We start from the raw sequence: 16,324 nt of genomic DNA, 5'->3' as shown, positions 1-16,324 counted from the left end.
AAAACTTTCCAATTAGAGTAAGTACGTATTCCTTTTAAAATCAGCTTCCTCGACAGATTAACCCTTCTCTCACTGCAAATTTTGTGGATTTATTGTTCATATTATGGTACATGATAACAGTTCACTGTAAAGTGAATAAATCATTTTAAAAGATCTAGTGTATTAAATAGTATCATTGTTCGATTCAATTAAATCCAAACCGATGAGGAGTTTATTATGTTGAAAAAAGTGATTGTCGCTACACTGTCTATTATCAATTTCTCTGTTTTTCTTCCTGCCTATGCCAATGAAGATTTGAGCTGTAAAGTTGAGGTTGCTGTTGCTACTCCACCGGTGCAATTTGATCAAAATGTAGCATTTAATGTGACTAATGAATTCGGACTCAGCAAATCACTTACCCTTCTTGGAGGCAAAGCACCTCAATTTATCGATAAACTACCTTGTTCTCCGGCGCCTTTAACCATCAGTGCCACCTTATACTCAACTCCAACTCATTCTTTGCTACAAGGCCCCATCATTGGTCAATGTGTTTTAAAAGCAGGACAAGTCATGTTAAATGGTTCAGATAATAGTGTTTCTGTAGTATTTCCTTATGATTTTAATTGCAATTAAGGTAGGACGTTCCCTTCTCCCCTGCTCTCGTCATTCCGAGCAAAGCGAGGGATCACCATACTCGTGTCATAATGAGAAGTGCTCTCGTTGGTTCGGGATTTGATGGCAGGCTGATGAGCCCTCCACCCCACCCCTCTTCCACAAGTAGGAGAGGGGATTTTAACTTCAGGGCACGAGTTAAGAATTTATAGGGTGTCATCATCTCTCTTACAACGCATTCCCCAACGCGCTCCTACACAAGTGAAGATAGCCCCTAAGAAAAAGAGCGTGAACATAATAAATGCCCCTGAGGTCAAATTAGCGGGAGTCACATTAACCTCTACCACCGCTTCATTTTGACCATTTTTCATGGCAGAAGAAATTTTGGTGGTACCTACTGGGGTTGAAATTTGATTAACTGTAACTGGAACTGCGACGACAGTACGGGAAATAGAATTGGTATAGGTTGCTACGGATTGGCTTAAAAGTCCTATCAATACAGCGCCTAAGATTAATGCCATAACCCAGGTGATAAAGCCATATATCACTCCCAAATTACGTTCAGGACAATACAAGCGGCCCAAATAACCAGCAGTATATCCTGCAACCAGCGAAGAAATCACAACACCTATAATAATTCCCAACATTCCGCCAACGACGACTATAACTGAGCCATTACTCATGGTTTTAAAGGCACTTAGCCCTATAGCAATTCCGAAGAGATTCAATAAAAAACTGAGACCTAATGCAGTTAATGCACCAGCAACAACTGCTGTCCAAGAAATGCGTTTATTAGGATGTATGTGGCAATGTTCTCGAACCGATGAATTTTCACTTACCATTTAAATCTCCTTATTTCATGATGAATGTGTGGTTGGGGGAATTATATTTGAAGTTTGCTCTTTCGGCTGTTACTTCAACTTATATGAATTGTATAGGCTCAGCTTGCATTTCTACCCTCTTGGCCAAGCCGAACCCTAGTACAGGTAATTATTTTTACTAAAAAATTACCCCATATATTTATATTTTTCAAGAGCATACCTTCTCTGATAGCGAGGATGTAAGCGCTTAACCTCATCTACGGCTCAGCGATTTGATCTATATTTCGAGCAATATTTTTTGCGATAGCACTTAAGGGTAAATCGTTATCTTCCTTACCAAAAGGTTCTTCCAAGTCCTCAGATAAGATTTCCAAACCCAATAAAATATATACAATCATAACCATCATCGGGATAATCATAAAACCGAATGTATCTACCCAACCAAAGGGGAACATAATGGCATAAAAAAGTAATGCTTGTTTTACAAAAAAGGCAAAGGCAGGCGGTACATGGGTATTTGCGATTCGTTCACAACCTCCAGCCATATCAATCAAATTGGCCATATGAGTGTCCAAAACCAGATATTGTTCCAATGTTAATTTATTTTCTTGGCGTAGTTGATTCAGCATACGATACATTTTTTTAGTTACTAAGAGGACCGGATGCTTTCCCTCAAACTCATGAATGCACAAAGAAAGCAACTCTGTTTGCACCTCTCTACTGTCTTTTCGTAAATGGGCTTTAATAATAGCAGGTAATTTTTTCAACAACTCATAAAACTCAGGATATTCCTGCAAACCCACATAAGTATCGAATTTTAGACCTAAGTTTCGACAATTATTTACAATTGACCCCCATAAAACTCTTCCCTCCCACCAACGTGAATAACTGGTATTTACTCTAAAACCAATGACTATAGTCAGGATAAAGCTAAAAATCAGATGAAATTGACCTAAATTATAACGAGTGGCATTTTCAAAAAAATAAGCAATTATTACCGCATAGATAACTATAATGATGGTTATGGGTAATAATTTTCGAAAAACTTTTTCTTTATAAAACAAGAAAAGATGAGGAATCCAGGTTAAAAGATTATATGTTCTCAGTTTCATCAATGCTTCCCTACATAAAAAAATACAGTGTAACTTGACTGTTATCTCGAAGCAAAGTCTTAGATCGTGACATGAATTATTAAAAGAGTTTAATATGCTCATCCGATTTAAATAAAAGGATGTATCATTATGTTGACTTATATTACTCAACTCTTAAGCAGTGGGCTTGAAGGATTTGATGAAACGTTTAAAGACACTCCAGCCCATCAGATCGTTTTTGCTACCGCAGCGCTTTATTTTCTTTGGCAACAATACCCCGCAATAGCTCAAGCGTATCGCTCTCGAAATAATACAACTTACAAACAAAGTGTGATTGATGTCGCCTTTAGTTTGGGTAAAAATTTACCGCAAGTAAAAGCCTATCTCGATAAGGAACTGAACAAGGATCTCCAAAGCACGAAAGACAAATTAAAGGAATTACGCGCTCAGATGGCGCTACAAGATAAAATTCCTGAAGAAAGCACTTCCCCAAGTCTCATTTTAAAAGAATTTGGCATCAATCCAGAGGAATGTCTTTTTAATTTTGCAGGTGTAAAAAATAACGATACGGCAAGACAATTTACGGTCCAACAAGGAGATGGTCAGGATTCAGGTGCACTCTATGCAGTTCATCCTCAAGAACTTAAAGAATTACTCAAGGAAGTATATGCCAAAACTGCTTTAACCAATCCGTTGCATGACAAATGGCCACGCATTATTGCCATGCAGGCTGAAATTATTCGCTGGTGCCAGGGGTTATTTGGTGGTTCTAAAGAGGGTTATGGGCTCATCACTCATGGCGGTTCGACAAGCATTATTGAGGCAATGGCTGCCTATGTCATTCACGCTCGAGCCAAAGGAATTAAACAACCTGAGATCGTAGTACCTGAAACCGCTCATGCTGCTTTTAAAAAAGCAGCAGACTTGACCGGAGCTCGACTAATTACAGTTCCAGTCGATCCTAAAACCGGCGCAGTTACTGCAAATGAAATGAGAAAATACATTTCCAGCAATACGGCCGTAATAGTTGGCTCAGCACCATCCTTTATGAATGGAATTAATGATCCTATCGAGGACTTAGGACAATTAGCTCTAGAAAAAGGGGTCCCACTTCACGTCGATGCCTGCTTAGGCGGATTTTTAACCGCATTTCTAGATACTTCCAAAAAGCCTATGGATTTTCGTGTTAAAGGGGTAACTTCCATGTCAGCAGACTTACATAAGTATGGTTGCTGTCCTAAAGGAACATCTGTATGTCTATTTAGCGAAGACTCTCCAGCTTTATCCGTATACGCTGCCTTAAACTGGTCTGGTGGGCTTTATACTACTCCAGGTATTTTAGATGGCTCAACCAGTGGTGCCCGCGTTGCAGAAATATATGCCACATTGTCATATTACGGACGTCAAAAGTATCAGGAAATTTCTGAAAATATTATAGCCCTGCGCCAACGACTGCAAAATAAAATTGAAGAATTATATAAACCCAATGAATCAGGAAAGCGAGACGTCACTATTTTTGGAAATCCTCAATGGTCCATATTGGGTTTCCGTAGTGATACATTAAATCCCCACTTTATAGCAGATGAGTTAGAAAAGCGGGGTTGGAAACTTAATCTGTCACAAAAACCGGATGGATTTCATTTATGTTTAACCCATGTGCATACCTTGGTTGATCACTTTGAGGAGAAATTTATTAGCGATCTTGATGCGGCAATAACTGCAGTAAAGCAATATCCTGCTGACAAAAAACCTACAGGAAATGTTAAAGTTTATGGCACCATCGGCATGCTACCCACCGCCGTACAAGAAATGGTATGCAGGCAATATCAAAAAGCTCGTCTTTATTATGAAGCGACGTGTACTAAGTTAGGATTTTTTGCACCCAGCAGTAAACAAGAAATCAAAGAGGATACGCAGGAAGTTAAGAATGAACTAATTTTATAATTAGCCATTTGGGATCAAAGGAGGACTCCCTCATCCGCCCTAACGGGCACCTTCTCCCCTATGGGGAGCAGGGATTCAGAAATAGATTGAACCTCCCACCGATGGGAGAAAGAATTCAAAAATAGATTCCCCTCTCCCAGCGATGGGAGAAGGGCTAGGGGTGAGGGTTATGTTATGCCCATTGTCTGATTTTATTTTCCACTTCCAACGATAATGCTCGGTGAGCCATATCAGTAGGATGAACTGAATCAGCAAAAAGATAATTGTTTGAAGTTTGCTGACATAAAATAGCCAATGGAGCAGTACACACTGGATCAGTAACGTTCTGAAATAAGAAAGGTACACCACTTACCACTGTTGGCTCCCCTGCTTCTGCATTTAGGATTAGATTATCCAAAGCCATATAAGTATCAAAATATAAAATCTTGACTTCATGACGCTTATAACGCTTCACAATAGCACCCAGCTTTTGATTTAACAGTGAATCAAACATAAAGCTGAGATTTTTTATATTTCCAGGAAGCGATGGATCCCCTATTGTTACAGCCAGTCGAGTGATAAAGGGGGTAACACCGATGTTAGGCAAAGATAACACTACAATTCTTTTTGCACCCCGTGCAGCAAGTGCTTCAACCTGTTGGACAATCTGGGTTGTGGTCACGTCGATCAACTGCATAAAAGCAATTGGATTAAGTTGTGACGAAATACCAAAAAGCATGTCATTTGCACCAGACCAAATGAAGTACATTGCTTTGGGATCCAGTACTTTTGGTGCGGTAGATAAATAATTTTGAACTTGTCGTTGAACGGATGGCGCCCAATAAAAATTAATGCCGGGCTCGGCTGCAGTTCTAGCCCCTCCACACGCATAATTAAACCAATTAAGCGGCACGACTGGTGGTGCTGGGGGACGACTTGGATCAACATAGATAGGCGTTGTATTGTTGGTCATCTTATCATTAAGTGATGGGAATAAGGTGCCAGGGGGAAGAAGAGGAACACCTAAGATATCATGCGCAATATACTGAGACCAGGTATAGCCGTCAAAGGTTGTGAAGGTAGGGGCTTTATCAGGAATTCCATTTATAAGCGTAAATGTATTATTGAAGCCACTATCCGTTAAACTATCACCAAAAAACACCATTTGGCTAATTTCACTAAATGGAACTGCCTGCGCGATATTGGACAAAGTACAGCATAACGAAAACATACCAACGAGCACCGTCAATTGTGTTTTGGCATGTAATATCATTTTTCTAATTTTGGCTAACATTAAATTATCTCCTTATAATGGCCTTAGCAACTGTAACGTAGTCCCAGTGATACAATATTATTTGTTCCTTTATAATCAGCGCTGACCTGATTAATTTCCAATGGTGCGACCAAGCCAGGAACACCTTCATTAACCTGAGTGATGTTCACAGATTGCTTATGAATAAATATGTGCGAATAAGCTCCATCAATGGAGAAATGGTCGTTTACCAAATAACTCAATCCAAAATTTAACCAATATTGATCTGAGTCAGGAATCAGTGGAGTACGGTTTTGAGAACTTATTGGCGACTGATCCCAGGCAAATCCGCCACGTAGTGTCAAAGCAGAGTTGTAACGATAATCAGCACCTAACGATCCGAAAAAGGTATTGTGCCATTTCATTGGAACAACATAAACAGTCTCAAAAGCATCTGGGGTTGAAACAACAATATCACCCAAATAATCCCAGAAGTTCACTTGTGCTGTTGCTTTGAGCGTCCACTCATTAATATCACGAGCTAGACCAATGGTTAATACGCCGGGAGTTCTCAGCGTGTTACTCACAGAGGTTTCCGTATTAAACAAAAAAGTAGTTGCAGGCGAAGGAACTATATCACCAATGATCGTATATTGTTCGCCATGACCACTCAGTTTGGTAGAGATTTCTGAACGATAGCTCAACCCTATACGAGTAAATTGGTCCATCTGATATAAGGCACCCACAGTATAGCCATAACCCCAGCCATCACTTTTCATATGAGTTGGTTCTGTTGCTGAAATCAACGCATCAATGGGAGGAACCCCAGTGTTAATTCCGTCAAAGTGAGAAAAAATTGTTTTTAAATACTGGGCTTGAAAACCAGCACCCACAGACAGTTTTTCATTAAGTTGGTAAGACAGAGAAGGATTTATATCAACAGAGTTAATCTCGGTCTTTACCGATGCATAGCGTAAAACGGAGTCTTCCGAATATTTGTTATAGAGGTAGAATGGTTCAACAACAGCTAAACCTAAGGTTAACTTATCAATAGGAGTTCGCCAACCAGCATAACCTTGAGGAATAAAAACCGCATTACTGATGTTATGTTCTGATGCATCTCCTTGTACCCGGCCCACAATGCTTGATGGTGGCGTGCCAGGTACATTAAATGTATGAGTAGCCGCTCCATCATACATACTAATTTGAGGAATAAATTCGCTCGCTCCAACATATATCTGGTTTTGCTTTAATGTAGATAATGTTGCAGGGTTGTTAAATAATGCAGAAACATCATTATTAGCCGCAGCAGAACCGGCCATTGCCGAACCTTGCAAGCTGGGGCTAGTCTCATTTAACTGAAAGCCACCCGCAAATACAGGCAAGCCAACAAAAAATTGACCCATTACAAGGGCAACCGCAAATTCCTTATTTAATAAACGTGAATTACTCACCTTAGACTCCTTTCTTCATTTCAGTGCGCTTCATTTTTAAAACTCAGCAATTACCTTGTCAGATTTATGCAAAAAGTTCAAATTTATTTTTATTTTTCTTGCCAAAAATTAAATGTTTTCTGAGATCTATTGCCAACACGCCCCCTTATCACTCGTGACATAGAGAGAAATTTTTCGTGGTAAGGGGGTATCAATAACCCTCGATTGCTCCCCGTCTTTAGTCCGGTTAATATAGATGGAATGTAACAATCTAAAGGACTGGATTGATGAGTGATTTTTTCCAAACTCCCCCCCGTTTGGGTAATCAATATGATGAAGATCGGGTTTTAAAGACGTATCTAGAGTGGAAGCTTCCTTCCTCCATGCTGACCGAAATTCAACCTGAATTGCATCACCTCGGCCAACGAGTCATTGAAGATATCTATCAATTAGGACAAGAAGCGGAAGCACATCCACCTCGACATATACCCTATGATCCATGGGGAAAGCGCATTGATCACATCGAGGTTTCTCAAGCATGGAAAGAACTCGACCGAATTTCTGCGGAAGAAAAATTAATTGCCATAGGTTATGAGCGCCAACATGGCGCTTTATCGCGCATACATCAATTTGCCAAATTGTATTTATTTCACCCATCATCAGCAATTTATACCTGTCCTCTTGCCATGACCGATGGCGCTGCGCGAGCATTAGAACTTTATGCTGATGAATCTTTAAAAAAACATGCGCTTTCCCATTTAATTTCTGCTGATCCTAACTACTTCTGGACTTCCGGCCAATGGATGACTGAACGAACAGGCGGCTCTGATGTCAGTGGCACATCAACCATTGCCAGACCAGATGGCAACCAGTTTCGTCTTAGCGGAGTCAAATGGTTTACTTCTGCTACCACATCCCAAATCGCCATGACCCTTGCCCGTATTGAAGGCGCTCCTGAAGGAAGTAAAGGTTTAAGTTTGTTTTACGTGGAGCTTAGGGATCAAATGGGTAGACTGAATGGAATTCGCATCAATCGCTTAAAAGACAAGTTAGGTACTCGTGCCCTACCTACTGCAGAATTAACTCTGGAAAATGCGCCTGCCGTACTGGTGGGTACAGCAGGTGATGGCGTTAAAAAAATTTCATCCTTATTTAATATTACCCGCATTTACAATGCCTGTTGTGCCGTGGGTTATATGAGACGCGCTATCGCTCTAGCCCGTGATTATGCAACAAAACGTGTCGCATTTGGCCATACCTTGTCAAAGCAGGTGCTCCATTTAGAAACATTGGCGAATATGCAAGTAGAATTTACTGCATCGTTCCATCTGGTTTTTCATGCCATTGAACTATTGGGAAAAGACGAGTTAGGTGAAGCAACAAAGGCCGAACAAGCTGTGTTGAGGCTTTTGACCCCTCTTGCAAAACTTTATACAGCAAAACAGGCAATCGCCGTGACCAGCGAAGCCTTGGAAGCTTTTGGTGGAGCAGGTTACATTGAAGATACGGGTCTACCTCAATTACTAAGAAATGCGCAAGTACTCTCTATCTGGGAAGGAACAACGAATATTCTAAGTCTTGATGCCTTGCGAGCGATACATAAAGAGAATGCAGCAGAATTTTTTCTTGACGACATTCAACAACGACTGAGTCATATCCATCATAAGGAACTCATACAGTCTAAAGTGAAAACTGAGCACACCACACAAAAAATAAAAAACTACATTCATTCCATGCCTAAGATGAGTATTGAAGAACAACAAACTGGTGCACGACAACTTGCCTATGCATTAACACAAAATTATGCAGCCAGCCTATTGTTGGAACATGCTCAATGGTCTTTGCAAAACAATAAGGATACTTTACCTACAATTACTGCGATTCGCTGGTGTGAAAAAAATCCATCTGAACTGATTTCATTTTCGGAAAACTACAACAAAGAATCACAATTACTGGCTATGGATTACAATGAGTTCCACTAGAGCAGCTGCTCTTTGGGTTCTGACTGTACTTTCAGATAATTCAATACAGGGAGTTATAAAATATGAACCTTTTGCATTCGCGCATTGTACCTTTTTTCTTTTTATTTTTTTTATTACCCTTTTCTGCACAAGCTGCGACTGATAATTCAATCAGTCTGGTTGGGGATCAAGGCTATGACCTTGTCTCCTATCAACAAAAAAGTGGGCCTGTACGAGGAAGTGGAAATCATGTCGTCATGTATCATGGTATTGCTTACATTTTTGCAACCCAGGAAAATAAAAAAGCATTCGCAGCAAATCCTGAAAAATATTTACCTGCCTATGGGGGTTATTGTGCTTATGGAGTTGCCTCGGGACATAAAGTCATCAGCGATCCTTTAGCATGGAAAATTGTTGCTGGGAAACTTTATCTTAATCTGAATAAGCAAATTCAGGCTATTTGGGCAAAAGATATTCCTGGCAACATTAAAAATGCAGATGAGCAATGGTCTCAAATAAAAGATAAAGACGCATCCATTTAAATCAGTAACAACTGTTTTTTTAGACTGGAATGAGGAGAAAAGCACAGGCTTAGCTGTGCTTTTTTATTACAAAAAAAAATCTTGCATTAAATCTTAAAGCTCTTTATTGTTTAAACCCCAAATCACTAATTTTATGAAAATTAAGGGAATTTATGAAAAAAATAGGACTATTAGTGGGTTTCTTGTTTTTCTTAAATGATGGTTTTGCTAAAACGCCCATTGTTGCCCCCCAACCAACTTCTTGTATTACAGGCAGCTTCAGCTCAACTGGTACAAGTAGCTGGCAAACCGTTTCATTGAAAATAACCAACAATTGCAGTCAAACTGTAGATTTTCAAAACTCGACTATAACTTTTTCTAATGGCAGCAATCTTAATACCTCTTTTTGGGGAAATTTTTCGCCATTATCTTATCCAGTGAATACCTTGCAAATCACGTCACAACCTCAAAGCGGTACCTATTTATCCTCGCTCTCATTACAATTTCCCACCTATCAAGGAGCCAACAGTAAACTCCCCAAAGGAAGTTCATTTACCATTATTTACGGGGAACCAACTGCAGATTATATAGCCAATAGCGTCTCTGTTTATTTAAATTCTCCAGTATCTACTGGCACTGTCAATTTAATTAACGCTACAGCAAAACCTGCCAATGTAACCCAAACCTATGCACTGGTTAATTTAACTTTAAACGGTCAAACAGTGAGTGCGCAGGTTCCTTGGTCTGGACAACAACAGATATCTGGCCTTGCTGCCGGAACTTATACTGTTTCGCCTACTAATGTAACGGATAGTAATGGAGTCGTGTATCAAGGAGTGGCAAATCCTGCAAGCTTAAACGTTTCAGCAGGCGCTACTGTTTCTTCTACAGTGAACTATGCTGCAATGCAAACAACAGGAAACATCAACATCAATTTAGCTGCATTGCCTTCTCAATTATCTGGTTATACAGGCAATCCAACCGTAACCTTAACTCGCATGGATAATCAAAGTGCAACCAATGCTCAAGTGAGTTGGAGCACAATTAACGTAGTCAGCCAGTTATCCAATGGGGTCAGCTACGCTTTTTCTACTCCAGTAATCACCTATAATGGATACAACTGTACTCCGACCTTTACACCAACATCAGCTGTTGCTGCAGTGACTGCTCCCACAGTACAACTCACTTATAATTGCGTTCAAGTAGCCCAAGACAGTATTCCCGTTACCATAACAGGAGCACCTTCATCTCTTTCCGCCATTAATGTAACCTTTACTCCGAGCGGCAATGGCACACCAGTTAATGAAACCATTTCATTAAGCAACGGAACTGGTACAGCTAATGTCAGCTTAACCGATGGAATGGTTTACACTGTAAGCGCTACATCAGTAAATGGTTATGCGGTAAGTTATGCTCCCCAACCGTTAACTGCATCATCCTCTGCCACTGAAACCATTACTTATACTCAGAACACAAGTACCGGAGGCAGAATTATAGGTTACTTGCCTGGCTGGGAGACTCCACCCTCTGCTACCGCGTTGGCAAATGCGGGTTATACCCACATCCTCGTAGCATTTGGAGTCTTTAGTACCACCAATCCTGGACAAATCACTTCTGCATTTGATACCGTCTCCGCAAGTTACATTCAGTCCTTGCATAATGCAGGCATTAAAGTGTTACTGTCCTTAGGTGGGGCATCATCTGGTATTGCGAATACTACGGTAGATTTTCATCAAGTATTATCAGCAGCCTCTTCACCTACAGCATTTGAACAAACTTTTATTAGTTCCTTAGAAAACCTGCTCACTCAATATAATTTTGATGGATTTGATTTTGATATTGAAAGTGGATTAAATGCGAGTGGAACTTTTAGCAATCCAACAGGTGATATCGCTGTTCTTGCGAATATTATCAATACAATGCATACGAATCATCCTAATTTGCTTCTTACTTTAGTACCACAAACTGCGAATATCGCTGCTACCTCAGGTTTTGATGCAACGTGGGGAAATTATGCTTCTTTAGTGATGCAAACCCATCAATCTTTAGCATGGGTCGGTATTCAAATGTATAATGCGGGTTGTACGTATGGCATTGACCTGATTTGCTATGATCCGAACAATACAAGCAGTCCAAACGCTTCAGTAGCGATGGCCACCGATTTACTTGAAAATTGGCCTGCGATCACCAGTTCTGGACAGCAAACTGGGTTCCAACCTTATATTAGTTATCTAACTCCATCTCAAGTGGTATTAGGTTATCCTGCACCTAATGCATCAGGACAAAGCGATGGCTCACCTGCAGCAGTTATTGGTACAATCAAACGAGCCATACAATGTTTACGGACTGGAGTTGCCGGCGCATCCAGTTGTGATACCTACATTCCACCACGGACTTATCCAGGATTTGGAGGAGTCTTTGACTGGGAAGTTATTCATGACGAGAGCAACAATTATCACTTTGCCTCCAGTTTGGTAAACTGTGTCATTAATGGGAATTGTAATTAAATTAAATTCCCCTTCTCCCCTAGGGGAGAAGGTGCCCGCTAGGGCAGATGAGGGCAACTGACTAGCATATTCACCCCTCTCCCACTCTTGGGAAAGGGGATTTTTTTTATTTCGAAGTAGCATACTAGAGAATACACCATGGAAAATACCGGATTATTTTTAATCGCAATGGCCTTTTTGCTAGGTATCCGCCATGGTTTTGATTTAGATCATCTGGCAACCATAGATTCCGTCGCACGAATAGTCAGTAGACGTCGAACTCTAGCAAAACTTGTAGGATTTTTATTTTCCCTAGGACATGGTTTAGTAGTCATTTTAATCAGCTTAATTATTGGCAATGGGGTTAAGCCAGTACTTGTTCCCAAATGGCTCGATGGGCTTGGCAATAGTATATCCATTACCTTTTTATTGATTTTTGGATTACTCAATCTTTGGAATATTTTCCGAGATCCCGCCCAATCTCCTTTTCCAACCAGTTTCAAAAACTATTTCTCAAAAAAATTAATCCGCAGTCAGGCTAACCCTTTTTTTATCGTATTGATTGGCGCCCTCTTTGCCCTGTCGTTTGATACAGTAAGTCAAGTGGTCTTATTTTCCCTTTCTGCTCGGGCGATGGCAGGATGGTTATTCTCAGGGATGCTTGGCCTTGTTTTTATGTTTGGGATGATGGTTTCAGACGGATTAAATGGATTACTTGTTTCAACTTTAATCCAACGTGCCGATTCAGTATCTCTGTTATTTTCCCGGCTGGCCGGCTTTATGATTGCATCATTTAGTCTGATTATTGGTATGATTAATTTTATCAAAATGTATAATTAGAGTCGTCTCATGCATGAATTATGGGTATGTAAAAGTATTCTTGAGATTATTAAGCAAAAAGCAGCTGCAACAGAGTGTACTCGTGTAAAAAAAATCATTTTAGAGATTGGCCAGCTTGCAGCAATTGAGAAAGACGCCCTGACTTTTGGTTTCAAAGTGATTACAGAAGGAACGATAGCGGAGCATGCAGAACTTTATATCATCGATATTCCAGGTGAAGCACTTTGCGAATCGTGCCAAAACCGGAGTCCTTTACAGCAATATTACGATGGATGCCAGGTTTGTGGAAGTCATGAATTAAAGGTCATTCAAGGTGAAGAATTACAAATTAAATCAATGGTGGTTGAATAAAAATGTGCGGAATCTGCGGTTGTACTGAAGAACATAATGAAATGGAGCATCATGATCATACTCATGAGTCGATGCATCACAGCCATGATGAACATCTAATCCACGTGGAGCAAAATATTTTAGCCAAGAACCAACAATTTGCTCGTGCCAATAAAAATTTTTTAACCAGTAAAACTATTTTGGCCTTGAATATTATGTCAAGCCCAGGTTCTGGTAAAACAACCCTTTTAGCAAAAACCATTCTGGATTTAAAGAATGAAGTGGATATTGCGGTTGTGGTTGGCGATCAACAGACCAATCATGATGCAGAATTAATTAAAGCCAGTGGTGGTAATGCTTTACAAATCAATACAGGAAAAGTGTGTCATTTGGATGCGCATATGGTCGGTCATGCCTTAGAAGATCTACCTTTAAAAGAAAATTCACTCTTGTTTATTGAAAATATAGGTAATCTTGTTTGTCCTGCTTTATTCGACTTAGGAGAACAATTTAAAGTGGTTATTCTTTCAGTGACCGAAGGAGACAATAAACCACTAAAATATCCAGATATGTTCCGTTGTGCTGACTTAATGCTCATCACAAAAATGGACCTCCTGCCTTATGTGAATTTTGATCTAGACCAATGTATTGAATACGCACGTCGAATTAAGCCATCCATTGAGACACTAACCCTCTCAACGGTGAATGGCAATGGTTTAGAAGCCTGGTACGAATGGCTCAGGAAAAAACAAACGGACACTCGTGTGAATTAATGGAACGTCTAAGAATAATCATTCAAGGACAAGTCCAAGGTGTTGGCTTTAGACCCTGTGTGTACCGAATCGCCAAACAACTTGCGCTCACAGGTTGGATCCAAAATAATGCTGTGGGCGTATTGATTGAAGTACAAGGGATTTTGGCCTATCAATTTATTTCTCATTTACAAGAAAATCTCCCCCCGCTTGCCAAAGTACAACAAATTCAATCTGAAACGATTCCCTTAAAACACAATGAAACAGTCTTTGAAATTATTGAAAGTCAAAAAGGGAGAGTAAATACGGTTATTACCCCTGATGCGAGTATTTGCACCCTATGCTTAGACGAACTGTTTGATCCTCAAAGCCGCTATTTCCGCTACCCCTTCTTGAATTGTACGCATTGCGGCCCCCGGTTCACAATCACCCGAAATCTTCCCTATGATCGCCATCAAACCTCGATGGATTTGTTTCCCTTATGCCTGGATTGCCAAGCGGATTACAACGATCCTGGAAACCGACACTATCATGCCCAACCGACAGCCTGTGTGCATTGTGGTCCTCAACTTTCATTACCCGTGGAAGAAATTGCCCGATGTATTACACAAGGCGAAATCATTGCTCTCAAAGGTTTAGGCGGATATCAACTAATTTGTGATGCGCGTAATGAGGAAGCGGTAGCCAAGTTGCGCATAACAAAGCGCCGTGACGAGAAGCCTTTTGCCCTTATGGTCGCAAACAGCTTAAGTGCAGAACAGCTTGTCACAATGAATCAGCAAGAACGGGATTTGTTAGAGAGTATTGCGCGTCCCATTGTATTGCTCAAAAAAAATGATGTATTGAACACATACAGTCCTGCAATCGCTCCAGGATTAAATACCTTGGGAATTATGCTTCCGTATACTCCATTACATTATTTACTTTTCAATGCTCTTGCTGGAAATAAAAACGGTTGTGCGTGGTTGAATGAGTATCAAAATACCGTATTAGTAATCACCAGTGCCAACTTAGGCGGCGCCCCCCTCATCATTGAAGACCATAGTGCCGAACAGCAACTCAATCACATCGCCGATAAAATAATTACCTATAACCGCCAAATTATCACTCGTGCCGATGATTCGGTCGTTCGCGTAGTCCGTCATGGTCCTCTATTTATTCGCCGCTCTCGAGGTTTTGTACCAACTCCCATTCAGCTCTCGCATGAAATTCCCCCCACTTTGGCAGTAGGCGGACATTTAAAAAATACGTTCTGTATTACTCGTGGTGATGAAGCTTTTGTTTCTCAACATATTGGCAGTTTAAACAATAAAGCAACTATTGAGTTCTTTCATGAATCATTAGAGCATTTACTGCGTTTTCTCGATGTGACCCCAGAACGGATTGCTCATGATTTGCATCCTGATTTTTATACCACCCATTTTGCCCGACATTATGGAATTCCTGCTTTTGCCATTCAACATCATCATGCGCATTTAGCTTCAGTTATAGCGGAGTATGGGATTAAAGAAAAGGCATTAGGACTTGCGCTTGATGGGTATGGATACGGTATCCATGGTGAAGCTTGGGGTGGAGAACTTTTTCTATTAGAAAATTCAACCTGCACTCGGGTGGGATCTTTTTTACCTCTTTTACAACCCGGTGGAGAAATTGCAGCACGGGAGCCCTGGCGAATGGCAGCCAGCATTTTACATCATTTGGGCCGTAGCGATGAAATTAGCGAACGATTTTCAAATCATCCCCAAGCGCACATTATCCATCAACTGCTGAATAAAAGAATAAATAGCCCCAGCACAAGCAGTTGTGGTCGCTTGTTTGATGCAGTAAGTGCCTTATTGGGAGTTCAATTGATCTCGCACTATGAAGGTCACGCTGCCATGCGTTTGGAAAGCATGGTCACTCAAGTACAAATACTCCCCAATGGATGGCAAATAAAAGAGGGATTCTTTGATATGATGCCTACCCTAAACGTATTAGCTAATCGATGTGAGCCGATAACTGGTGCGAATCTTTTTCATGGAACACTCATTGCTGGTCTTGCAGCATGGATCACGGGAATCTGTCGAGAAAGAAAAATTGATGTGGTAATATTAAGCGGAGGTTGTTTTTTAAATCCAATATTAGCCGAAGGATTAATCACCACGTTAAGTGAATCAGATATTACCTCTTTTTTACCACGTGTTCTTCCACCCAATGATGGAGGAATTTCCCTCGGACAAGCGTGGATTGCTGGGAATTTATAACCATAACAGGGCTCTAAGAGCTTTTCCCTTCTCCTTTATCCTCGTCATCCCGAAAGTAGCCAGAGATCTCCATCGGAAAC

The 16,324-nt window shown here is 40.5% G+C and carries 13 protein-coding genes; 9 read left to right on the top strand and 4 right to left on the bottom strand.

What is annotated here, in order from left to right; translation table 11 throughout:
* The first annotated feature begins 216 nt into the window (after positions 1–216).
* Entirely contained in the window at positions 217–612 is a 396-nt protein-coding gene (locus tag ACF8MK_RS10290; protein WP_028379961.1) for a hypothetical protein, read from the top strand.
* Positions 613–797: 185 nt separating this feature from the next.
* Here the strand turns inward: ACF8MK_RS10290 and ACF8MK_RS10285 are convergent, their stop codons facing one another.
* On the bottom strand, positions 798–1,433 hold the full coding sequence (locus tag ACF8MK_RS10285) for a hypothetical protein (RefSeq protein ID WP_392536573.1): 636 nt from the start codon (positions 1,431–1,433) through the stop codon (positions 798–800).
* Positions 1,434–1,669: 236 nt separating this feature from the next.
* Positions 1,670–2,524 (bottom strand): bestrophin family protein, encoded by an 855-nt coding sequence (locus tag ACF8MK_RS10280; protein WP_265702709.1) that lies wholly within the window; start codon positions 2,522–2,524, stop codon positions 1,670–1,672.
* 129 nt (positions 2,525–2,653) lie between these two features.
* On the opposite strand from ACF8MK_RS10280, the gene ACF8MK_RS10275 reads away from it, so the two are divergent.
* Entirely contained in the window at positions 2,654–4,447 is a 1,794-nt protein-coding gene (locus ACF8MK_RS10275) for a pyridoxal phosphate-dependent decarboxylase family protein (RefSeq protein ID WP_392536572.1), read from the top strand.
* A gap of 172 nt (positions 4,448–4,619) precedes the next feature.
* Here the strand turns inward: ACF8MK_RS10275 and ACF8MK_RS10270 are convergent, their stop codons facing one another.
* Together ACF8MK_RS10270 and ACF8MK_RS10265 are read right to left on the bottom strand one after the other, a co-directional pair.
* A complete protein-coding gene (locus ACF8MK_RS10270) occupies positions 4,620–5,720 on the bottom strand; it encodes an SGNH/GDSL hydrolase family protein (RefSeq protein WP_392536571.1) in 1,101 nt (366 codons plus the stop codon).
* A gap of 23 nt (positions 5,721–5,743) precedes the next feature.
* The gene (locus ACF8MK_RS10265; protein WP_392536570.1) at positions 5,744–7,132 is read right to left on the bottom strand and encodes an OmpP1/FadL family transporter; all 1,389 of its coding nucleotides are present in this window, start codon (positions 7,130–7,132) and stop codon (positions 5,744–5,746) included.
* Positions 7,133–7,398: 266 nt separating this feature from the next.
* Between ACF8MK_RS10265 and ACF8MK_RS10260 the strand changes: the two genes are divergently transcribed.
* From ACF8MK_RS10260 to hypF, 7 genes are all read left to right on the top strand, one after another.
* Positions 7,399–9,093: an acyl-CoA dehydrogenase family protein gene (locus tag ACF8MK_RS10260; protein ID WP_392536569.1), complete on the top strand. Its 1,695-nt coding sequence runs from the start codon at positions 7,399–7,401 to the stop codon at positions 9,091–9,093.
* Between the two features lie 62 nt (positions 9,094–9,155).
* Entirely contained in the window at positions 9,156–9,614 is a 459-nt protein-coding gene (locus ACF8MK_RS10255) for a YHS domain-containing (seleno)protein (RefSeq protein WP_392536568.1), read from the top strand.
* A 152-nt stretch (positions 9,615–9,766) separates the two neighbouring features.
* Complete coding sequence (locus ACF8MK_RS10250) at positions 9,767–12,100, top strand: glycosyl hydrolase family 18 protein (RefSeq protein ID WP_392536567.1); 2,334 nt, start codon at positions 9,767–9,769, stop codon at positions 12,098–12,100.
* A gap of 138 nt (positions 12,101–12,238) precedes the next feature.
* Entirely contained in the window at positions 12,239–12,919 is a 681-nt protein-coding gene (locus ACF8MK_RS10245) for a DNA repair protein (protein WP_392536566.1), read from the top strand.
* Positions 12,920–12,928: 9 nt separating this feature from the next.
* Positions 12,929–13,270 (top strand): hydrogenase maturation nickel metallochaperone HypA, encoded by a 342-nt coding sequence (gene hypA / locus ACF8MK_RS10240; protein WP_392536565.1) that lies wholly within the window; start codon positions 12,929–12,931, stop codon positions 13,268–13,270.
* Between the two features lie 2 nt (positions 13,271–13,272).
* Positions 13,273–14,022: a hydrogenase nickel incorporation protein HypB gene (gene hypB, locus ACF8MK_RS10235; RefSeq protein WP_392536564.1), complete on the top strand. Its 750-nt coding sequence runs from the start codon at positions 13,273–13,275 to the stop codon at positions 14,020–14,022.
* Positions 14,022–16,244, top strand: coding sequence for a carbamoyltransferase HypF (hypF, locus tag ACF8MK_RS10230; RefSeq protein WP_392538949.1), 2,223 nt, complete (start codon positions 14,022–14,024; stop codon positions 16,242–16,244). The genes hypB and hypF overlap by 1 nt, the downstream gene beginning before the upstream one ends.
* Positions 16,245–16,324 lie beyond the last annotated feature (80 nt).

This window comes from Legionella sp. 227, assembly GCF_043161935.1.
Lineage (GTDB): Bacteria > Pseudomonadota > Gammaproteobacteria > Legionellales > Legionellaceae > Legionella > Legionella sheltonii.
This window is presented reverse-complemented; position numbering and strand designations above follow the sequence as displayed.